At 64.2% G+C, this 20,008-nt stretch carries 16 protein-coding genes; 6 read left to right on the top strand and 10 right to left on the bottom strand.

Annotation, left to right across the window (positions count from 1 at the left end; genetic code table 11):
- Positions 1-69: 69 nt before the first annotated feature.
- Positions 70-2,115 carry an alkyl/aryl-sulfatase gene (locus ABE485_RS12365; protein WP_346515589.1) on the top strand — a complete coding sequence of 682 codons (2,046 nt, stop codon included), beginning with the start codon at positions 70-72 and terminating at the stop codon, positions 2,113-2,115.
- Positions 2,116-2,368: 253 nt separating this feature from the next.
- Here the strand turns inward: ABE485_RS12365 and ABE485_RS12360 are convergent, their stop codons facing one another.
- Positions 2,369-2,572, bottom strand: coding sequence for a response regulator (locus ABE485_RS12360; protein WP_346515588.1), 204 nt, complete (start codon positions 2,570-2,572; stop codon positions 2,369-2,371).
- Between the two features lie 166 nt (positions 2,573-2,738).
- Between ABE485_RS12360 and ABE485_RS12355 the strand changes: the two genes are divergently transcribed.
- The 5 genes from ABE485_RS12355 (at position 2,739) to ABE485_RS12335 (ending at position 6,128) form a co-directional block, all read left to right on the top strand.
- Positions 2,739-3,401, top strand: coding sequence for an SOS response-associated peptidase (locus ABE485_RS12355; RefSeq protein WP_346515587.1), 663 nt, complete (start codon positions 2,739-2,741; stop codon positions 3,399-3,401).
- Positions 3,402-3,456: 55 nt separating this feature from the next.
- Entirely contained in the window at positions 3,457-3,765 is a 309-nt protein-coding gene (locus ABE485_RS12350) for a hypothetical protein (protein WP_346515586.1), read from the top strand.
- 451 nt (positions 3,766-4,216) lie between these two features.
- Positions 4,217-5,329 (top strand): HigA family addiction module antitoxin, encoded by a 1,113-nt coding sequence (locus ABE485_RS12345; RefSeq protein ID WP_346515585.1) that lies wholly within the window; start codon positions 4,217-4,219, stop codon positions 5,327-5,329.
- Between the two features lie 39 nt (positions 5,330-5,368).
- Positions 5,369-5,833 carry a hypothetical protein gene (locus tag ABE485_RS12340; protein WP_346515584.1) on the top strand — a complete coding sequence of 155 codons (465 nt, stop codon included), beginning with the start codon at positions 5,369-5,371 and terminating at the stop codon, positions 5,831-5,833.
- A gap of 172 nt (positions 5,834-6,005) precedes the next feature.
- Positions 6,006-6,128: a hypothetical protein gene (locus ABE485_RS12335; RefSeq protein WP_020928351.1), complete on the top strand. Its 123-nt coding sequence runs from the start codon at positions 6,006-6,008 to the stop codon at positions 6,126-6,128.
- A gap of 57 nt (positions 6,129-6,185) precedes the next feature.
- On the opposite strand, the gene ABE485_RS31230 is transcribed toward ABE485_RS12335, so the two are convergent.
- The 9 genes from ABE485_RS31230 to ABE485_RS12295 all read right to left on the bottom strand — a co-directional run bounded on the left by ABE485_RS31230 (position 6,186) and on the right by ABE485_RS12295 (position 19,860).
- Positions 6,186-6,356 carry a hypothetical protein gene (locus ABE485_RS31230; protein WP_430795418.1) on the bottom strand — a complete coding sequence of 57 codons (171 nt, stop codon included), beginning with the start codon at positions 6,354-6,356 and terminating at the stop codon, positions 6,186-6,188.
- Positions 6,340-6,726: a hypothetical protein gene (locus ABE485_RS12330; RefSeq protein WP_346515583.1), complete on the bottom strand. Its 387-nt coding sequence runs from the start codon at positions 6,724-6,726 to the stop codon at positions 6,340-6,342. Before ABE485_RS12330 ends, ABE485_RS31230 begins: the two co-directional genes overlap by 17 nt.
- Complete coding sequence (locus ABE485_RS12325) at positions 6,723-7,133, bottom strand: M15 family metallopeptidase (protein WP_346515582.1); 411 nt, start codon at positions 7,131-7,133, stop codon at positions 6,723-6,725. The genes ABE485_RS12330 and ABE485_RS12325 overlap by 4 nt, the downstream gene beginning before the upstream one ends.
- Positions 7,134-7,196: 63 nt before the next feature.
- Positions 7,197-15,413: an LPD38 domain-containing protein gene (locus ABE485_RS12320; RefSeq protein ID WP_346515581.1), complete on the bottom strand. Its 8,217-nt coding sequence runs from the start codon at positions 15,411-15,413 to the stop codon at positions 7,197-7,199.
- Entirely contained in the window at positions 15,400-17,187 is a 1,788-nt protein-coding gene (locus ABE485_RS12315; RefSeq protein ID WP_346515580.1) for a hypothetical protein, read from the bottom strand. Before ABE485_RS12315 ends, ABE485_RS12320 begins: the two co-directional genes overlap by 14 nt.
- Positions 17,187-18,386, bottom strand: coding sequence for a tail fiber domain-containing protein (locus tag ABE485_RS12310; RefSeq protein ID WP_346515579.1), 1,200 nt, complete (start codon positions 18,384-18,386; stop codon positions 17,187-17,189). Before ABE485_RS12310 ends, ABE485_RS12315 begins: the two co-directional genes overlap by 1 nt.
- A 1-nt stretch (position 18,387) precedes the next feature.
- Positions 18,388-18,861 carry a hypothetical protein gene (locus ABE485_RS12305; RefSeq protein WP_346515578.1) on the bottom strand — a complete coding sequence of 158 codons (474 nt, stop codon included), beginning with the start codon at positions 18,859-18,861 and terminating at the stop codon, positions 18,388-18,390.
- Positions 18,858-19,190 carry a hypothetical protein gene (locus tag ABE485_RS12300; RefSeq protein WP_346515577.1) on the bottom strand — a complete coding sequence of 111 codons (333 nt, stop codon included), beginning with the start codon at positions 19,188-19,190 and terminating at the stop codon, positions 18,858-18,860. The genes ABE485_RS12305 and ABE485_RS12300 overlap by 4 nt, the downstream gene beginning before the upstream one ends.
- 22 nt (positions 19,191-19,212) lie before the next feature.
- On the bottom strand, positions 19,213-19,860 hold the full coding sequence (locus tag ABE485_RS12295; protein WP_346515576.1) for a hypothetical protein: 648 nt from the start codon (positions 19,858-19,860) through the stop codon (positions 19,213-19,215).
- Between the last annotated feature and the right edge of the window lie 148 nt (positions 19,861-20,008).

Below are 20,008 nucleotides of genomic sequence, written 5' to 3'. Positions count from 1 at the left end.
CTACTTCCGCTTTTTCCCTGGTGCGCGCCCTTGGCGTGGATCTTTCTTAGTACATGGAGAGAAGTCGTTATGAAGCTCATTTCCAGTATGAAACACCTCTCAGATCCTTCGGCAGTACGAGGACGGTCCACCAGAGGAATAAGCGGCGAACATTGGAGGGTGCGCGCGATCGCGACCGCGATCACACTGGCACTTGCGCAACCGGCCTGGGCAGCAACCACCCCCAAAGCGGCGGAGCAGGCCACGAAGGATGCCAACACGGCGCTGCTGAAGGAATTGCCCTTTTCTGACAAGACGTCATTTGATCTTGCCCACAAGGGATTCATCGCCCCGCTGCCCTCCGGAATGATCAAAGGCGAACAGGGCAATCTTGTTTGGGATCCGACCAAGTATGAATTCATCAAGGAAGGCGCGCCCGCGCCGGACACAGTTAATCCGAGCCTGTGGCGTCAATCGCAACTGCTGAACATTTCGGGCCTGTTCCAGGTCACGGACGGCATATACCAAGTCCGAAATTTCGACCTCTCCAACATGACGATCGTCGAAGGCAAGGAAGGCCTGACGATCATGGATCCGCTCATTTCCACCGAAACCGCCAAGGCAGCATTGGACCTCTACTACCAGCACCGGCCGAAAAAGCCGGTGGTCGCGGTGATTTATACACACAGCCACGTGGATCACTATGGCGGCGTGCGAGGTGTAGTGGACGAGGCTGACGTCAAAACCGGCAAGGTAAAAATCTACGCGCCGCTCGGGTTCCTCGAGCATGCAGTAGCGGAAAACGTTATGGCCGGCACCGCGATGAGCCGTCGCGCCAGTTACATGTACGGCAACCTGCTGCCACCAAGCGCCACAGGCCAAGTGGGCGCCGGCTTGGGCACCACGACGTCGGCCGGCACGGTCACCCTCATCCCGCCCACAGACATCATCGAAAAGACGGGCGAAACGCGCACCATCGACGGACTCACCTACGAGTTCCTGTACGCCCCGGGCAGCGAGGCGCCGGCGGAGATGCTGTATTACATCAAGGAGAAAAAGGCGCTCAATACGGCCGAAGACTCCACCCACACGCTACACAACACCTATTCTCTGCGCGGCGCCAAGATCCGCGACCCGCTGGCTTGGTCGAAGTACCTGAACGAGGCGCTGGCCCTGTGGGGCGACGACGTCGAAGTCATGTACGCCATGCACCACTGGCCAGTGTGGGGCAAAAAGGAGGTTCAGGAGCAGCTGGGCCTTCAGCGGGACATGTACCGCTACATCAATGACGAGACGCTGCGCCTGGCCAACATGGGCTACAACAAGGAAGAGATCGCGGAGCAGGTCAAGCTGCCGGAGGCCATCGCAACGAAGTTTTCGAATCGCGGCTACTACGGCTCGGTGAACCACAACGTACGCGCGACGTATGTCCTGTATCTGGGCTGGTTCAACGGCAACCCGGCGACGCTGCACACGCTGCCAGTCCAGGAAGCCTCCAAGCGCTACGTTGACATGATGGGCGGCGTTCCGGCCATCCTTTCCAAGGCGCGCGAGTATTACAAGAAGGGCGATTACCGCTGGGTAGCCGAAGTTGTGAACTACGCCGTCTTTGCCGAGCCCGACAACCAGGAAGCCAAGAACCTGCAGGCCGACGCCCTGGAGCAGATGGGCTACCAAGCCGAGAGCGGTCCATGGCGCAATTTCTACCTGACCGGCGCCAAGGAATTGCGCGAAGGCGTGCAGAAGCTGCCGGTGCCGGATACCGCCAGCCCCGACACCGTGCGCGCCATGACGCTGGACATGCTGTTCGACTACTTCGCGGTGCGTCTGAATCGCGAAAAGGCTGCGGGCAAGCATGTGGTGCTAAACCTGGACTTCACCGACACCAACCAGAAATACACGTTGGAAATGGTGAACAGCGTGCTGAACCACACCGAGGGCAAGCAGGCCAAGGAGCCGACGGCGAGCATGACGCTCAGCCGCGAAACTCTCAACCGCATGATGCTCAAGGAAACCACGCTCAAAGACGCGCTCGCCAAGGGCGACGTCAAGGTCAATGGCGATCAGCAACAGATCACTGACATGTTCGCTTCGCTCGACAACTTCGAGTTCTGGTTCAACATCGTGACGCCCTAAATCAATACCTGAAAAAGGCCGACGCGGCATCGCGTCGGCCTAGCAGCTTTCCGAAGGATCTGGTGCATTCATCAGCACTCATAACGGTCTTCTTTTGGCACCTGTCGGGCGCAAATGCAGTCCAGCAGCTGGTCGAGGTGCGCGGGCTTCGTGAGCCAAGCGTCTACCCCCGACGGCAGGGGAAATTCGGATCGGCTTCTTGGACGCTGCCGCTGAAGATGATGACGCGAGGCGTGCATTCGCGACAGGCAACCTACAGCTGAGGCGCTAGCTCGAGGCCGGTGAGGTCCGGCAGTTCGACATCCACGAGAATCACGTCCGGCGTGAACTCGGACACCGCGCGCAGAGCGGAGGCGCCGTCGCCGACGGTCCGAACTGAAACGCTCGAATCCATCGTCAAGCATTCGGCGGTCAGTTCGGCCGTCATTGAATCGTCGTCGACGATAAGAACTCGCATTGCTCCGGTCCTATTACGCGCATGAAGGGTACCTGCAGGGCGCACCAGAGCGCGGATGCAGTTGCTATGGCTTCGAGCTTTGAACTGTGCGACAAATGCGCGCTGCGGTCAAATCAGTGGGTCTCTGCCCTGCACCTATACTGGTGCCTTCGCCCCGGAGGGATCGATGTGTAGCCACTACCAAACGCTCAAAGACGCGGAGCTGCTGCTCAAGAAGTTCGGAGTGACCAGGCCAGGTGTGCTCGGCAAATACGATATGTGGCCCCGATACCAGGGCGTGTTCGTTCGCCGGCCACCGGAGCAGGACGCGGGTGACGAAGCAGTGCCCAGCCTGGAGGCCGTCCTTGGCCGCTGGGGGCTGATTAGCGCCATGACCAAGCCCGACGGCCTGGACAAGGCCGGCAAGCTTTCCACGTTCAACGCCCGCAGCGAGACGGCGCCTAAGTCCTTCACTTTCAGCAACGCCTGGCGCCGCGCACAGCATTGCATCATCCCAGCAGATCCGATCTTCGAGCCCGACTGGAGATCCGGCAAGGCGGTGGCCACGAGGTTCACGCGTGCCGACGGCGCGCCCCTGGGCATTGCGGGCTTATGGGACCGCTTTCGCGATGCCGCCGGGCAGTGGCAGGACAGCTACACGATGCTGATGATCAACGCGGACGAGGATCCGCTATTTCGCGAGTACCACCAGGCCGGCAAGGAAAAGCGCATGGTTGTTATCCTGCCGGAAGGCGCCTACGGCGAATGGCTGACGGCCAGCGCCGACCAAAGCCGCGACTTCCTCGTGCCCTTCCCCTCTGGCAAGCTGGTCGCTACACCAATGGCCTGACCCCGATTCAGCTGCCATATACTGTATATCCATACAGCCTTATCAGCGCAGGATCATGCTTTGCTCTGTCGTCCGCACCCACTACTTCGGCCAGAAGCGCCGAGACAATGACCCAGCGCCGGCGGTCACCGGCACGGTGCGGATGTACTCAATCACGCGCGAAGACATGCGCCGTCAGGTGCGCATCATGACGATGGACGGGCTGGCAAAGTTCGGCGCGACGGCGAAGGGGCCAATCCCAGACCTGCTCGAGCCGGAGCTGCTTACCTTCTGTTCCGACCGGGGAATGATGGTCTGCGGATTTGAGGAGATTGACGGGCGGCGCTACTCCCAAGGGTGGTGGATGCAGTGGATCCCGCGGTAAAGGGCCAGTCCGACAGGCGTGCAAGTCCGGTGCCATTGCTAGGGTGTTGTGCCATGTCAACACCCACACCAGGACCTCCGAAAATTACACTTGGTGTAATAGTGGTATATTGACATCCCCATCGTAACGCCTAGAATTGAGCAATGAAAGTTGAGCACAAAGACGGCTTGCTGCAGCGATTAGAGACGGATCCCCAATTCGAAAATGGCCAGGACCCGCACACAGTGCGGTCTTTTCGCATGCGCATGGTGATGCTCAGGAGCGCAATCAGTGTTCAATCCTTGAGCGCGTTCCGAATGCTCGACCTGCAAGAGGGTGGAAGTGGCATTTACTCAGTCCGCCTTACGGTAAACAAGCGGCTCACCTTTAGGCAAGAACCGAATCACACAGAAGAGATGGTTAGGGTCCTTTCAATCGACACTGTCCATTGAGACCTGACCAGGAGAGCGCAATGCAAACAGCAGCAGAGTATTTCCCCCCTGGGGACTTTCTCAAAGAGGAGCTTGAGGCTCGTGGGTGGACCCAGGTCGAATTGGCCGAAATTATGGGCCGCCCGACCCGGCTGATCAATGAAATCATCGCTGCAAAGAAGTCCATTACCCCCGAGACGGCGATCCAGCTCGGAGAAGCCTTGGGTTCGGACGCTCGAGTCTGGATGAATCTCGAGAGCCAGTATCAGCTTTCGAAGGTGACGAAACCCGATAATCTTATTGCCCGCCGTGCACACCTTTATGCACGGTTTCCCGTCCGCGACATGGTAAAGCGTGGGTGGATCCAACTGAGCGAGAACATCGAAGTATTGGAACAGCAGTTCAAGACCTTTTTCGGTATCGATCGTCTTGATCAGGATCCTCACTTCATGCACGCTGCAAAGAAGACGGATGAGACCCAAGAAGCCTCCATTCGACAGTTGGCTTGGCTGTTCCGCGCTCGAACGATCGCAGCGAATCAAGTGAGCAAGAAGTTCAAGAAAGAACTGCTCGAAGCTGCGATGCCGAAGCTGCATGCGTTGTTATCCGCGCCGGAAGAAATCCGTCATGCCTCGGGAATCTTGGCAGATTGCGGCGTCCGTCTCGTGTTCGTCGAAGCACTGCCGGGTTCAAAAATAGACGGAGCGTGCTTTTGGCTCACACCGACTCAGCCCGCGATTGCGATGTCGCTCCGGTTTGATCGCATAGACAACTTTTGGTTTGTCCTTCGGCACGAACTGGAACATGTGCTGCAGGGTGACGGTAAAGACGACGGCTTCATCTTGGATGTAGATATGGACGGAGATAACTCGGGACAGCTTCTTGAGGAAGAACGCATCGCAAATGAAGCCGCAGCCAATTTTTGCGTGCCTAAGACAGAAATGGACAACTTCATCGCTCGTGTCGCGCCGTATTTCAGCGACGAGCGCGTCACACTCTTTGCCAAACGCTTAGAAGTTCATGTGGGAATCGTAGCGGGCCAATTGCGGAAGCGGTTGAAACGATACGACAGATGGAGCAAGTATCTGGCGAAAGTCAGGCACATTGCGATTCAGAGTGCCCCAACCGATGGTTGGGGGAATGTTGACTATTAATTGGAGGATGATGCACCTATGTCGGCATACTCAAATGCAGTGAAAGACTACATTGAGCGCTATCAGCGCGAGAAAGGTGATGCCAGCGGTCTCGTTGACACGCATGAACTCGCGGCCTGGGCTTACGAGAACGGTCTGCACAAGCCGAACGCCAAGACCATCATTGACGCCATTGCGGCTGATATAGCTCAGGTCTTTCGCGAAGAATATAGAACGGATCGTCACGGTAGGCGCTACCGCGCGAAGCACGCCACAACGAAAAAGGTGGGCAACAAGACTCTTTCGCTTTGGGCCGACCTTGACGACCCCAATGCCCCGCATGAGCATTTCCAGCGCTCGTTCGCTCAGCGGCGTCTTCAGATTGTGGGCGATTGCTTTCAGCTCAAAACGGACGCCGATGTATACAACGACCAACGTCAGCCCGAAACGCCCGTCCAAATTATCCTGGACTTTGCCTATGACGTGGAAGAACTCCAGCTTCGCAACAACAAACGGGCTGCATAACGAAAAGGGCCTCAAAGCGCGCCAACGCCCGAGGCCCCTGAATGAATGCGAAGCCCAAAGGTCCCATGGGCAACGCACCTTGACTGCAAGGTAGATATTGCATCGTAGTCGGTCGCCAAGCCGGCTGTCAAATGTCAAGGCGGAAGTTGGGGCGGCGTTTTGGAGCATACATATGCAGCCGAACGACACCGAAGAGGTCATCTATCGGATGACCATCACCGTAAAGGGACGGGTCATCCGTCGCCCTGACGGTCGCCCGTTCCGGATTGTGTTGCGCAAGAAAAAAGCCAACTAACAAGCCGGCCTCAAAAAGCCCCTGGCCCCGCGGCCGGGGGCTTCTTGTTTTCGTGCCTCACCTTGGCCACGCCGCCACAGTAGCCTGGTGCCGCACCGCGCACGCTGCATACGCCACCAGCACGACATCCTGCAGCCAGACCTGCCAGTCGTCATAGCTCGCCGGATCCTGGGGCGGATCGGGAATTTCTGGGCACGGTGCCGCCAGGCCGCTATCGAGCGGCGGCATCACGCGCGGCACGTACAGCGTCCGTGAGGTTCCGCACCCGGCCAACATCAGGCCGGCAACCAGCAGGCAGAGGATTCGCATTTTTCAAAGCCTTGGAAAGTGCGCCGATCGACGCGGTGAGTTCGGGGCCGATCGCCGCCGCAGCGCGAGCGTTCTCAGCCATTGCCTGCAAGTCCCGGTTGGTTTGCTCGATTGAGCCGCGCGCGACTGCCAAGTCATCGGCAGCCCGCTCCAATCTCACTTCGGCCAGTTCCTGGCCATGGACGGCGCCCAGCACATACCAAACTGTGCCGGCGCCTGCCAGCGCCGCCGCTGCATAGCCCCGCCAACCCAACAGCACGCCGGCAAACTTCTTGGCGCCGGACATCATCCTGCCGCCTTCCAGCCGCGCGGCAACTGGAAATGCGGCCCATCCTTGAGCGTCTTCCAGTCGCCGCCCCACTCCACCGGCACACCGAGGTCCGCGGCGCAGGCCTTTACGACTTCGGCGAGGTCCTTGAACCTGGCCCATTCGTTCCACGGAATCGCGCCGCCAACAAGCGGCGCCAAGTCGACGGCATGGCCGTAGCCGTCCGCCTGCCGGAGGTGCAGGCCGTTCATGGTCCGGCTCTTTCCCGCTGCCACCAGCTCGCGCTGGCGCTCGGGCGTCCGCAAGCCTTCGACCACCGTGAAATCCACCGCCGTGCGTTGAATTGCCAGTTTGACGACTTCGACAAGCTGGGGGTGAACTCCCTCCAGGCGCTGCAGGCTGCGCGCCGACAAGGCGAATCCAGACATAGTTGCTCCTCAAAAAAAGAGCGCGCCGTAGGCGCGCCGTCGCTTAGAAAAGGTAGGTTGCCGTCAGGGGCGCGCGGCCCGCGCGTGCTCATCCGCCGTCATGGCCAGCCGGTTGCGCGCGCGATACAGCAGATCCAGCTGCGCGCGCTTTGCATCCGGCTCCATGTCGGATCGCTCCAGCGCCTTGATCCTGGTGTTCACGTCGCGCAGCTGGCTGTCCGCAGCCTTGAACAACGCGCGCACGTGCAGTTGGTCGTCGCCGGCCAGCGCGCGAGCGCGCTCGAGGTCGCCAAGTTCGCGAGCCTGCGAGTAGGCTGCGTAGACCTGGGTCACGTCGCGCTGCTCGTCGTAGAAGCGCTGGATGTATTTGCTGCTGCGCGGGTCAGACTCCTTCACGAAGTCCCCGACGACAAACCAGTTGTCCAGGCGGCTGAGGTCGCGTCGCGGGTTGTCCGGCAGGCCAGACAAGGGCCGAGCCAGATGGTCGGACACGTTGAGCGCCTGTGTCCCCAGCCAGCCGAAATACCCGCGCACCAGGTGTTCCAGCCTTTGCGGCGACACTCCAAGGGTCCGACCCAGCGTCACGGCGCCGGCAGACGTGGAGGCCGTAAATCGCTCGCCGGCCGGCAGGCGCTGCTGGCCCACCGAGTCAATGTCCCTCTCTCGGAACGAGTCATAGTTGAATGCGGCTTCCATGGCGGGCTTGACGATCTGCGGCACGGGGTTCATAGCCAGCTGCTCGGTCAGGATGGCGCCCACGGTCTTGCCGAAATCGGCGAGGCGAAAGTCGTCCCCGCCGAAGGCCAATTCCGTGCCGCGCTCGACCACGCTTCCGAGCGCGCCGATTTCAAAGGGCTTGGGGATGTACACGAACTGGTTGGTGCCCGGCAGCTTGGTGATCCAGAAGGAGTTGCGAGCCCAGTCCGGCAACTGCTTGTAGTCGTCGTCGTCCTTCATTCCGAGGTACAGCAGCGCGGACGCCATCGCGACGGCGCCCGTCACAACGGCAAAGCGCGCGGGGTCCGCGGCCGCGCCCCGACCCAGCTTGTACATGCCTTGCAGGCGCGCATTGAAGAACGGCACGACCTGGGACAACAGCCGAACAGCGGAGAACGTGCCGCCTGCGGTGAAGTCCATGAGATCGCGCGCTGCGTAGCTGGCCTCAAGATGGTTACGGCCTGCCTTGCGAGCCTGTTGGTAGATGGAAGCGCGGTTGATGGTTTCCGCCCGATCGCCCGTCTCCTGGTACCAGTCAAACGCCTTGCGCATCGCCCGGCTCATGCCGGCCGGCGACGTGATGACGTCGTCGGGATGCGCGCCCAATTCGTCCACCAGCCGCTTGACGTTGCGGGCATTGCCGTCGTTGAAGGAACCGAAGCGCACCGCACCGCCGCCGGCCATGAGACGGCGCCAGGTGTCGCTTTCGGCGCCGGTGGCCTTCCACCCTTCCGCCAGGTTGCGCAGCGGATTCGTTGACAGGTTGCTGTCGATCGCCATGGCTTGGATGGTGTCGCGCAGCAGGTTGCGCACGCGGAAAGTCGGACTGATCGTCACCCCCACGGTAAGCGCGTGCTTGAACTTGCGCGCGGCCTTGGTGAATGGATCATTGGAACCGACGTAATGCAGGGACGTGAGGGCGTTCATTACCAGGGGATCGCTCACCAGGTAATGGCGTTCCTGACCGTCGAACATTGCCCGCACGCTGCCGCGCTCGGCTTGGCGAACCCGCGACGCGATGCCCAGCTTTTCCGCCTCCTGCAACGCGCCCTGCGCCGCCAGGTTCTTCATGCTGGCGGAAAGCAGGTGCGACCAGTTGGACACGGTGTTCGCCACCAGGTCGCCCAGCTTGTCCGTGCCACCCTTGAGACGTTTGTAAGCGTGCTGCCCGACAAGACCGCCAATCTGTCCCGGCCCCATGGTTCCGGTCGCATCGTCCTCCATGACCCGATAGAACGGCACGTAAAACTCGCTCTCCCACAGGGTGCGGGCGCTGGGATCAATCAGCCCCGCCTGCTGGGCGACGTCAAGCACAGACCGCTGCAGCTCGTTGAACTGAGCCAGCGCCTCGCGATAAACGCTGGCGCGGTCCCGGCCATCGGCCATCTTGCCGGCGGCCAGCCGCTTGCCGGCCGCGATGTCCTCGGGCGTGAACAGGCGTTCGCGCGACGCAGCTTCTGCCTTGGCGCCCGGCCACTTCGCCGCCTCCGCACGCGCCGCGGCTTCTTTGGCAAAACGCTCGGTCACACCATTGTCGAATCGCACTTGCCATTCCGCGGCCAGGCGCTCGGCCCGGTTGGCTGCAATCCAGGCCATGAAATGATCGTGCTCGCCAATCAGGCCGGCCAGGATCTCGGCTAGGCCCTTGCCGCCGGCGGTGTCCAACGCGCCGTCCTGCAACTTGACCGCGCCGTGGCGGACCAGATATTCCGCTGCGCCGTCCGCTCCCTTGGATAGGCGGGCCTGCATATAGGCTGTCGCACTGATGCCTTTGAGCGGCGCGAACTGGTCGAATATGCCTTGCACCAGCTTGGCCTGCCACCGATCGGATGCCTTGGCCAAGCGCTCCTTGATGGGGTCTTGCTCAGCCCATGCGCCGATCTTGCCCAGGAACTTGTTGCGCTGGCGGCGCTCGATGTCTGAAAGGGATTCGCCGGGTCGGGCGACCTTGGCGCCGCGCTTGGGCTCGCGTGGGGCGCGCGGTGCCATCGGCGGAATGCCCGCCGTGCCGGATGCGGCGCGCGACTCCATTGGCCCAGAAGCAGAAAGCCCCGCACGGGGCGGGGCTTCGTCGGCACGCTCCGGTGTCAGAGTGGGAGGGGATCCCTCTTCATGAGCTCGTCTATCTGTTCCACCGATTCGCGCATGTCTTTCAGCAAGGATTCGACCTCGGACGGCGTCAGGCGCGTCATGCTTGGCGAGATAACGACCTTCTGATTCTGTGAGCGAGTCGAAGCCGCGGCCAGTGGCTTCGCGGAAAGCTTGTTCGACATCGCCATAGCGGGCTCGCAGTTCAGACAGGGTTTCGGGGGACAGCCGCAAGGTAGCACTGTAGAGTTTACCCGTCAACGCGAACGAACCGACCACCCGCCCCCCATTCTTCTCGATATGTGAGGCAAGCGCGGCCAGAGTGCCGCCTTGCGTCAAGGTGTCATCGACCAGGAAATAGGACTTGCCCGGCTGCACCTCTCCGTCGAACTCGGGTTGTTGGAAGATCCGGCTCAGTCCGTCCAGCGCCGTGCGTTTTGCCTTGACGGATTGATAGATTCCGCTCTCGACAGGAAGGTCCAAATGCTTGCCAAGCGCCTTCGCCGAGGCCAACGGAATTTTGTTGTGGCCAGCGGCCTCAATCGCCACCACCGGAACGATCGTCGGCTGCTCATTGCCAATCGCGGCACGCACCTGTTCGACCGCCTCCCGCGACAGTACGTCCTTGAGCAGTCGATACGCCGCTGCAGTGTCGCCGGCCTTGGCCGCCGCATGGTCGGGATGCTTTCCGGCCGCACCAAGACGCTGGCCAATGACGACGGGCGGCAACGAGACAGGTTCGGCGCCGCGGCGAGACTCTGCCGCCAGCGATGCGGCTGCCTCTTGCATCCCGGCGCTCGCGCGCGCTGCGGGCGCGCGCTGCAAGAACCGGCCGGCATCGATCACCATCTGCCTGATGTCGATGTTGGTCAGCTTGAGATTCAGGCCGAGCCGTCGCAGCGCAGCCCGGATCTTGCCGTAGAGCCGTTCCAGGAAAATCGGGCGCCTGCCCTGCTCCGCCATGCGGGCCAGGACTTCGCGGGCCCGGTTCTCAGCGGAGTAGTCGGGATAGCGCAGCGTCACTGCTTCGAACGTGGCGTAATGAGGATGATCCGGGCCGGCGTTGCGCGGGATGTGCGCGCCGTCAGGCGCCCGCGCCAGGCGGCGCACGTCCGCCAGAACCTCGCCGAAGCGATCACCCAGCAGCGCCTCCACGCCGAAATGCCCCACCACCTCATGGGTCAGGACCTGGTGCAGGCGCTCGGCCGTAGGCAGGTTCTCGGCCACGAGGTAGATGCGCCCGCCGTCATGAGCGGGGTAGTAGGCGCCCTCGGCGAGGGGGGACGGCTTGGCTCCTTCCGGGATCTGGTCCACACTTTCCACGACCGACACACGGAGGCTGGCCGCGCCCGGCAGCTTGCCCATGAAAGCGTCGGCAACTTTCGTGGCCTCGGAAACAGAAACCCCGGCGCGGGGCCGGGGTTCTTCAGCTGAGCGCCGCTCTAGCGGTCGCGGGCCATCCAACAGGCTGCGCTGCCCGCGCGCCTCCGCTTGGTCGGCCCCCCGATCACTCCCCGTCAGGACGAAGTCGTCTCGGACCGCATCGGCTGCCGCACGTTGGTCGGCCGCTCGAGCCTGCGCAGCACTCTCCTGCTCTCCGGCGGCCACCGCCTGAGCTGCATGGCGCAGCGCGTCGGACGTCGGGTTCTCCAGTGTCAGCGCTTGCCGGCCGCCCGCGCGATCACCTTCTGCGCCTGGTCCGTTGCCTCGCGCTCCCGGTTGGCCTGCACCGCGCGAAGAATTGCCAGTGTCCCGTCGGCCATACGCCGCTGCTTGGGACTTAATGTCGGCCTCGTAGAGTCCGGCGTCGCCGTCGGCTCGGATTGAGGCACGCTCGATGATGGCTTCTTGGGTTGGGACATCCGTAATTCCTTGTTCGCTCAGATAGACGGCCGCATCGAACTGTGCGGCCAGCTCCAGCGCTGTCGTGCCGGCGGGCATGGCGTCGATGACGCCAAAAATGTCCTCGGCCAGCTTCTGCTTGTCTTTCGTATCGCTGAACCTTTCGGCTTGGCGCTCAGCATACGCGCGGCGGGCTGCCTCGTCCATCTGCTCCAGTGTGTAGACCGCCTCACCTTCCAGGGCTTCCCGTACGCGGTCCATAGCGGTGCCCGACAGATCGACGGTGTCGCCGTCCATCGGCAGATATCCCGCCTGCTGCATGGCCTCCACCAGCATGTCGGCATCCATGCCGCCCCTGCGGAACAACCCGGGCGCGCGGCGATTGGCCAAGTGCGCGCGATCGCCGTAGATATCGGCTGCCAGCTCCGGCCGGATACCGCCTGCTTGCCGCACCATCTGGAGAAAGTCGCGCCGGGCATCACGCCCGAAATCCGCGGCGGTGGACCCGGGCTCTGCGACTGGCGCTTGCCCGGTGCGCGGCCTGGCGACGAATCCACCCTCGACCGGCACTGACTCCGCGTTTCCATGCGCGGTGGCGGCACGCTGCGCAGCGCCTCGCGTGAGAAACGGCCGGCCATTTTTGGCGGTGATATCGGGCTCATACACCAGCGTGCCAAGCCCGGATTCTGCCGCGGGCCGCGTGGTGTCGCTATCGGCCAGCCAGCGCTTGAACGTGGGCATGTCCATCTGCGTGACCTTGCCCATACCCCGCCAGTCCGGCGTATAGCTGTCGCGATATGCGCGTTCAGCGTCCTCCCGGCTGTCGTAGCCCAGCATCACCTTGGATTCATCGAACCCGCGGTGCCCAGGGTCCACCTGGTCGATCACGAACACCGGGCCGCTGAAGTTGGGCGACGTGCCCGGCCGCACGAATACGTCGACCTGGTCACCGTCTGCGCCTTCCGTGCGGCGGATGTAGCCGTAGTGGCCCGCCATCCGGTTCACCCATGCGGTACCGTCCGGCGCGGTGCCGCGACGCTCTGACCCATCCGGATTCTCGATCGACAACTCCAGGCCAGCCACGCGCGTGCGCCCGACCTTGTAGTTGCCGGCCTCCTTCTGAGCTTCCGAGGGCTCTGGCCGACCATTCGTGGGAGAGGTCGCTGCCTCGTTCGCAGCTGTGTCGATCGCCGCGCCTGGATGCCGCTCGCCGGCGGCGGCCACATCGGGCGTCAGGCCCATGGCCGCCTGGCGTTCCAGCTCGGCACCACGTTGGCCGGCGGTCGCGGCGACGCCGGCCGCATCCACGCGGTACACGGGCGCCGGCAACGCGCCCCGCGCAGGAGCACCGGCGAGGGCCGCGCCGACACCCTCGGCGAGCTCCTCGGCCGTGTAGGGCTGCATGCCGTTTTCGTGCCGGATGATGGCCGTCGTCAGGCGTGCCAGCGTGCTGGGGTCGCTCAGGTCCAGCCGCTCGCCAGCGTCAACGCCCAGTGCTCGCGCGACCTGCTGCACGTAGGCGCCCGTGTCATTTTCCGACGGCGGCGCCCAGCGATTCACGATGTCCTGCACGGTGTCCAGCCCGTGCTGGCGTTGATAGGTCAGAAGGTTGCGCGCAGTGGCCCGGATTCCGTCCTCCGGCGTGGCGAAGATAGCGAAGCGCGGATCATTGCCTTCCACCTCGCCGGCGAACCCGACGCCCTTCTGGATGTTGCCGGGGTTGTTGTTCCGGATTCCACGCGGCGCATTGGAGGGCATGCGCCAGGACTCGCGCGCTGTGAACCCGTCGCCGGCGGAATACCCTTCGGGTGCGGGGAGAGCGTCGCGCCGCACGGGCCCGTCCAGCACAGGGAACGCTTCCGGTCCGCCCAGCGCTGCGGGGCCATCCATGGCTTGCCGCAGAGTGTTTCCCGGCATAGGCCCGGCCGCCAGCTCGGAAAGGCGCACGAAATGCCCTCGCCCGTCTGCAGTTCGAACGCGCGCCAGTGGTTCGCCGCCGGCGCGCGCCGTCGCGGCATTGCGCTCCACGCCCAGGAACTCGACGCCCAGTTCGCGGCCGTTCTGGCGCAGATAAACTTGTTGCCCGCGCGTGAACGTACCTGCGGCCTCTTTCTGGGGTTGCTCCGTCTCCTCAGCCTCCGCGGCCGGAGACTGCATTCTTGCCAACTCGTCGGCGGGCACGAACGAATCCTGACCGTTCACCCGGACCCGAGCGTACCGTCTGCCGTCGGAGCCGACTTCGGGCTCCATCTGGACGAATTCCACAGGGACATCGTGGTCGGCGTTCTTCCAAAGGACCTGATCGCCCTGTGCGTAGGCTGCTCCTCCTTCGGTTCCCGCTGAATTGTGGGCAGATTCCTCCGGTGCCGCCGTCTGGCGGCCAGGGCGAACGATGAATCCGTTCTCGTAGCGCAGGACCTGCGCATCCCCACCCAGCTGCTGGGCCTGCTGCCACGCGGCGCTCGCAGTCACGAAGGGCCTGCCGCTCGGGTGCATCACGTCACCGGCCTCCAGGGCCGGCGCCACGCGCACCCCACGGTTTCGCACCCCATCGGTAGCGCCGTGGATTGCGCCAGGGCCCACGCCGGCGACGAAGCCCAGCGCCGCGTTGCCGAACGAGCCCTCCAGTGGGTCCAGTTCCATGCCCGCGCCCGCGTTGATGCCCTTCTGCGTTGCGACACCTTCGCCCACTTCCTGGATGGCCTCCTCCGTACCGGCCAGGCCGGCGCGGCCCACCGTCTGCGCGACGGCGCCTCGGCCGCCCAGCACCCGGCCAGCAGGCGACAGGATCTTGCCCGTTGCGGCACCGCCGGCGGCAGACACTGGAAGGGTTCGGACAAATGCAGCATCCTCCGCCGCGGCGCGCACGCGCGCCCGCGCCTCCGACGGCGTCAGCCCCTGGGCGAGCAAATCGCGAAAGCCGGACGAGGCCGCAGCCAGCTGCTGGTCGTCCATTGCGTCGATGGTCTCGCGTGCCTGTTCGATGGCGCTGCCGCCGCCCATCGCGCCGCCCACGCCCGCGCCGGCCGCCATGCGCGCACCGACGCCAGCCGGGCCGGCTGCCAACGAAGCCGCGATCGGCAACAGGCTGGAGCCGCTGGCGTTCAGGGCCTGGAGGGCCAAGCCCGACGCCGAAGGGTCTCGGCCAAGCGTCCACGTGTCCGGCTTGTCCAGGTCACCACCCGGCTGCGAATCCGCCTCGCGCTGCTTCGCCTCGGCGCTGCGCGAATCAAGCACGCGCTGCCCCAGGTCGCGAGTCGCGTCCGCCGCACCTTCCAGCGGATTGCTGGGAATCTCCAGCCCGGCGTCGAAGGCCTGGTTGAGGGCGGTAACCGCCACACGCCCCAATCCTTCGGCCACCTTTCCAACGCCGCGCACGGCGCTGCCCGCGCCCTTGATTGCGCCGCCGGCGAAGGTCTTGGGATAGTCGACGAACTCGATGCCGCTGGCGTCTTGCTGCGGCTGCTGGAAGTCGGCAACGCGGAACGTAAACGGCGCAGTCTCCAGTGGCGTGCCGGTGGGCGCCTTCGCGTCCGAGAATCGCAGGCTCAGATCCTGCCGCACACCGTCGCGGCGCGCATCCACGCTGTCTTTGAACTCGACATCGTCATCGCGCTTTTCAAAGTTGTCCATCTACACCCTCTCCGTTGCTGCGGCCCATAGCGGCACGCGTGATTTCGGATCCTTCCGTCGCCCTGGCCCAGCTGTCGGCAGCCGCCTGTTCAGCCGTCCGTGCCAGCTCCACATCGCGCTCCGCCTGTTGCAGGAGCGCCGCATGCTTGGCGCGCGCTTCGGCACCGGCCTTCATCCCCGGCGGGCGGGTGCGAAGCTGCCGCACCAGTGCCTCCGCCTGGTGCAGCTGCGCGCGGGCGGCGTCCAACTGGACACCTTCCGGGCGCTCCTCGACTTGCCCGGCTGGCGCGGCTGCAGGCGCCGGCGTGCCGGGCGTGCGTCCAGCGTTGGCGGCCGCCCTGCTTGGCTGCGCCGGCGTCTGGGCGCCAGGGCCAGCGGGGCCGCCAGGCCGAGAAGTTCCGCCTTCCAGCAGCCGCGCGCGAATCTGTTCCTGAACCTGCTTCGGCACGACCGATACGGGCAGGCGAATCAACTGCCCCTCGTGCTCCACGCCGAACCCGAACTGGCGATCGCCCAGGCGGATGGGCACGATATCCGCCGTACCGCCCTGCACCTGTTGGGCCAGCGCCGCCAGGTTCCCAGCGGTCAAGACCTCGCCTTCAGGCGTACCCGCATTGAGCCGGTTGATGTTCTCGCCCGTGGCGATGATCCCGCTGACCTGCTTGCGCTCGTCGTCGCCCAGGCCTTCCAGGCTGTCCACCTTGAACAGGCGCATGACGTGGTTGGCCAGATCCTTGTTGGACGTCACCATCTTGGGCTTGCCCGCTTCGCTTCCCTCTGCACCAACCCGCATGCCGCCCTTGCCATCTGGCACATACAGCGTCTGATCCTTGCCCACAACACGCGGCTTTCGCAGTTCCTCGTCGCTGCGCAACTGGCTGTCCAGCAGCTTGTCGCGGCGCTTTTGCTCTGCCTCCCACAGCGATTTCGCCTGCTGCGCGACCATCGCCTGTTGCGCTTTGGGGTCACTGACGTTGCGCACGAAGCTCTGCAGCATGAACTCGCTGATGGGCTGCTGGACGGGCTTGCCGGTGGCCGTGTCCACGCCGACAAAGTCATAGACGGGCGCGCCGCCCGCCTGCTCGGAGCGCTTGTTGATCGAGGTCACCTCAATGCCGCCGGGCATGAAGCGGTTCACGAACGGAACATACGCATTGGGGTCGCCGGTCAGCTGGTAGCGGCTCTGTGCCGCGTTGAACGCTTGTTCGCGGTGCTGGCCGACGAATTTCTCCCGATCGGCCAGCAACTGCATTGCGCGCCCGGGCTCGCCCAGCTCGAGGGCCTTACGGTAGGCACGGGTCAGTCCGTCAGCGATCTGGCCGAACTCGCTGCCGCCGAGATAATCAGCGGGCTGCGGGCTTTTTTTTTCAGCCGCGGCCGTCAGGGGGGACGCCACCGCCGCGCGCGGTGCGGTACCGCCCAGGCCTCGCGGCGCGGAGTCCGCCAGGCCGATCGTGCTGGCGTCCAGTCCCTGCGGCGCCGCCGACGGTGCGGGCGCGCCCAGCGCCACAGGCTGCAGGCCCCACGCATCACCAACCGCCGGACCGGATGCGACGGACGGCGCCGTCTGAATTCGCTCCAATCCACCCCCGGACGCAGGCTGGGCGGTGTCGCCCGCCAGCGCTGCCGCGATCTCCCTATCAGCCCGCTTTTTCTTTTCCTCCGCCTCCCGCGCCAGGTTCCTGTCCTTGGCCGTGTCATAGGCCTGAGCAATGGCCATCCCGTTCCGCAGCCCGTCAGCCAGGCCGCCCGCAAATCCGCCGTTCATCGCCATCAGATTCTCTCCAGTCCAATCAGTCCGGCCGACAGGTCGCCGGCCAACGCCGGCGGCAATTCGCCGCCGACTCCAATCTCGTCAGGGACGGCCACACGCTCCAGGCCCGGGGCGCCGCGGGCGCTGCGGCGTTGCTCCAGCCGGTCCACCTTCTTGGCGAGCGCGCGGATAGCGGCGTGGTGCTTGCCGCTCACGCTGATCATGTCCAAGCCCACACCGCCGGGCGCGACCTCATCCCCAAAGGCCGCCTGCATGTCCTCCGCGTACGGCCCCACGTGGCGGCCACCGTCGGCCACGCCGTCCTGATACTTCCAGCTCTCGACCGGCACGCGCGTCAATCCGTCCAGCGCGGCATCGTCGTCGACCGGCGAGCCGCCCTCCTTCAGCTCCTTCGACGAGAACATCATGGCGCCGGCCATCATCCCGGTGCCGATCAGCGATCCCAGGCCTGCTTGGCTGGACGAGTTCGCCTGCTGCTGCATCTGCATCTGGCTCATGCCCAGGTTGCCCATCGAGTTGTAGGCGCTGCTTGCCGTCCCCAGCAGGCCCTGCCCGGTGCCCGCGGCGTTCCCCTGGGCGGCCTGCGCGCCCATGACACCCGTGGCGGCGTTCCCGGCCTGCAGCGATGCCTGCGAAGCGGCGATGCCCGTCCCGGTCTGGTTCCGACCGAAGCGCGCGGCGTTCTCCCGCAGGCTCATGCCCAGAATCTTGGTGTCGTTGCGCTCCTTCGTGACGGCGCCCGCCGTCGCCAGCGCCCTGGCGTTGGCCTGGTCCGTCATTGCGGTGCTGCCCAGGCTGCTGGTGGGCGAGACGCCCATGCGCGCCATCTCGCGCGACGTCTGCTCCTGCGTATTGTCGAACTGCCGGCCCACCGTGGCGGCGGCCAGGCCTTCGCGGCGCGCCACCTCCTCCGGGCTGTCGTAGTTCATGGCCTCTTCGGCCATCTTGTTCTCGATGGGCTGGAAGACGTCCTTGTATTGCTGCCACTGATCGTCCCCGCGCTCGGCGTTCTTCGTGGCTTCGCTTAGCGCGTTGTTCATCAGGCCCTGGTAGATGGGCGCGAACTGGTCAGTCAGCTCCTTGTTCCATTCGAAGTTACGTTCGGCCAAATCCTGCGCACGCATCCCGATCTGCGCATTCGCTTCTTGGGCCCGGCCCACGGCCGGGTCTTGCTTCACTTCCGAGGACATGCACCCCATGTCAATCTCCCCGCGCGGCCCGCTCGGCCTCAAGGTTGGTCAGGTATTCGCCCCAGGGCTCGGTCTGCTGCCGCAGCTCCACGCCCACGTCCCGTGCCCACCGGGGCCCGCCCAACAGCAGCGCGCTGTGCGTGACCAGGTCCACGTAGGCGGCGCGCAGCACGTAGGCGATCCGCTTGGGCGCCGTACCTTCGGCGCGCTCCAGCTCTGTCGCGACCCGCCAGTTGGTGCTGGCGTTGGCCAGGATCGAATTCAGCGTTTCGAAGTTGGCGCGGTAGAACGGGTTGCGGGGCAGCAGCACCAGGGCAGCGAACATGCCATCGTTGATTGCCTCGTCATCCAGCACCTGGTCGCGGTCGATCAGGTCGTCCCACAGGTGCGCAGCCTGGAAGGCCAGCCGCAGAAAGTCCACCGCGGCCTGGTTGCCGCGCATCCAGCGCAAGGCCTGCGCAGGGTCAAAAAAAGGCGCGCTCATTGGCGCGCCTTCTTGGGCTTGGTGCTCGCCGCCGCCTTGGGGACGGCGGGCGATTTTCGTGGCCGCCGCTTGGGCGACGGCTTGCGCTGGTAGGCGGGGTCGATGATCGCGGCCGGCGCAGCGTGGTTCGCGCTGGGCACAGTTTCCCCGGCCACCTCGGCGCCCGCGTCCACGGCATCCGCCGCCGCGGCGCTGGCCGCCGCCTGTCGCTCGGCCTGCACCGTCTGGTGCAGGATCTGGGCCAGGTTCATCACGAGCCCCATGGCCAGCTCCTGCGTCAGCCGGTTGCCGACGTTGGAGAAGATGACGCTTTCGATTTCCTTGTTCAAGGACTGCTCCCAATGATCTGCGTTAGAGGATGCCCGCGACGTCGATGATCGACACTTCCACGCTGGGCGAATATGAAACAAAGGCGTTTGCGTAGACCGGCGCCCACCCGATGAACGTGCCGGCGGGATCTGGATAGCTTGCCCAGAAGCCGTTCGCCGTGGGCGCCAGCGCTTCCAGCATCAGGTAGGAAATCCACCCGCCGCCAAGGTACTGCTGGCAGTTGAACCCTTGCCGGACAAAGGACTGGTTGTAGGCGTACTTTCCTGATACCAATCCGCTATATGTCCAGCCGTCCTGGTAGGCCATGCGGTAGGCCTCGGAATAGGCTGGAACGGTGACGCTGCCGATGATGTCCAGCGGCCGCTGCGCCGCGGTGAAAATTTGCGTGCCGGCCTCGTTGAAGGCGTCCAGAAAGCTGGGCTCCACGGGGCGGTCAAATACGTAGTACTCGCAGGTGTTCCGGAATGACAACTGCAACTGGCCGTTCACCAGATTCGCCAGCCTGAGATAGCAGGGGTTCGCGAGCGGCCGAATGAATACGACGGGGTCGATCGCCGGCACCGTGACATCGGTGTTTGCGACGCCGGCGTGGCGCAGGAACATGTTGATCGACGAGCTGTCGACAATCAGCTCGCTCGCGCCCGATAGCACCTGAAATCCCGCAGCCATCACCTGACCCCGTACACGACTTTGACCGAAACGCGATCGCCCGGCATTCCAGAAACGAATTGCCAAGTGATCGTGGTCCCTACCCGCCTGATGTCCGGAGCATTGCTATGCGACGGTGAGCCCATGGGAAAGGTCGCGATCCACGGTA

Origin of the sequence: Achromobacter spanius, from assembly GCF_039673305.1 — a bacterium.
GTDB classification, from domain to species: Bacteria; Pseudomonadota; Gammaproteobacteria; order Burkholderiales; family Burkholderiaceae_B; genus Achromobacter; species Achromobacter spanius_F.
The sequence above is the reverse complement of the archived record's forward strand: the minus strand, read 5'-3'. Positions and strand labels throughout refer to the sequence as shown.

Excerpts from the sequence above, each read along its gene's own strand:
- ABE485_RS12365 (WP_346515589.1), top strand. The coding sequence starts at position 70 with ATGAAGCTCATTTCCAGTATGAAACACCTCTCAGATCCTTCGGCAGTA.
- ABE485_RS12360 (WP_346515588.1), bottom strand. The coding sequence starts at position 2,572 with ATGCGAGTTCTTATCGTCGACGACGATTCAATGACGGCCGAACTGACC.
- ABE485_RS12355 (WP_346515587.1), top strand. The coding sequence starts at position 2,739 with ATGTGTAGCCACTACCAAACGCTCAAAGACGCGGAGCTGCTGCTCAAG.
- ABE485_RS12350 (WP_346515586.1), top strand. The coding sequence starts at position 3,457 with ATGCTTTGCTCTGTCGTCCGCACCCACTACTTCGGCCAGAAGCGCCGA.
- ABE485_RS12345 (WP_346515585.1), top strand. The coding sequence starts at position 4,217 with ATGCAAACAGCAGCAGAGTATTTCCCCCCTGGGGACTTTCTCAAAGAG.
- ABE485_RS12335 (WP_020928351.1), top strand. The coding sequence starts at position 6,006 with ATGCAGCCGAACGACACCGAAGAGGTCATCTATCGGATGACCATCACC.
- ABE485_RS31230 (WP_430795418.1), bottom strand. The coding sequence starts at position 6,356 with ATGCCGCCGCTCGATAGCGGCCTGGCGGCACCGTGCCCAGAAATTCCC.
- ABE485_RS12330 (WP_346515583.1), bottom strand. The coding sequence starts at position 6,726 with ATGATGTCCGGCGCCAAGAAGTTTGCCGGCGTGCTGTTGGGTTGGCGG.
- ABE485_RS12325 (WP_346515582.1), bottom strand. The coding sequence starts at position 7,133 with ATGTCTGGATTCGCCTTGTCGGCGCGCAGCCTGCAGCGCCTGGAGGGA.
- ABE485_RS12320 (WP_346515581.1), bottom strand. The coding sequence starts at position 15,413 with ATGGACAACTTTGAAAAGCGCGATGACGATGTCGAGTTCAAAGACAGC.
- ABE485_RS12315 (WP_346515580.1), bottom strand. The coding sequence starts at position 17,187 with ATGGCGATGAACGGCGGATTTGCGGGCGGCCTGGCTGACGGGCTGCGG.
- ABE485_RS12310 (WP_346515579.1), bottom strand. The coding sequence starts at position 18,386 with ATGGGGTGCATGTCCTCGGAAGTGAAGCAAGACCCGGCCGTGGGCCGG.
- ABE485_RS12305 (WP_346515578.1), bottom strand. The coding sequence starts at position 18,861 with ATGAGCGCGCCTTTTTTTGACCCTGCGCAGGCCTTGCGCTGGATGCGC.
- ABE485_RS12295 (WP_346515576.1), bottom strand. The coding sequence starts at position 19,860 with ATGGCTGCGGGATTTCAGGTGCTATCGGGCGCGAGCGAGCTGATTGTC.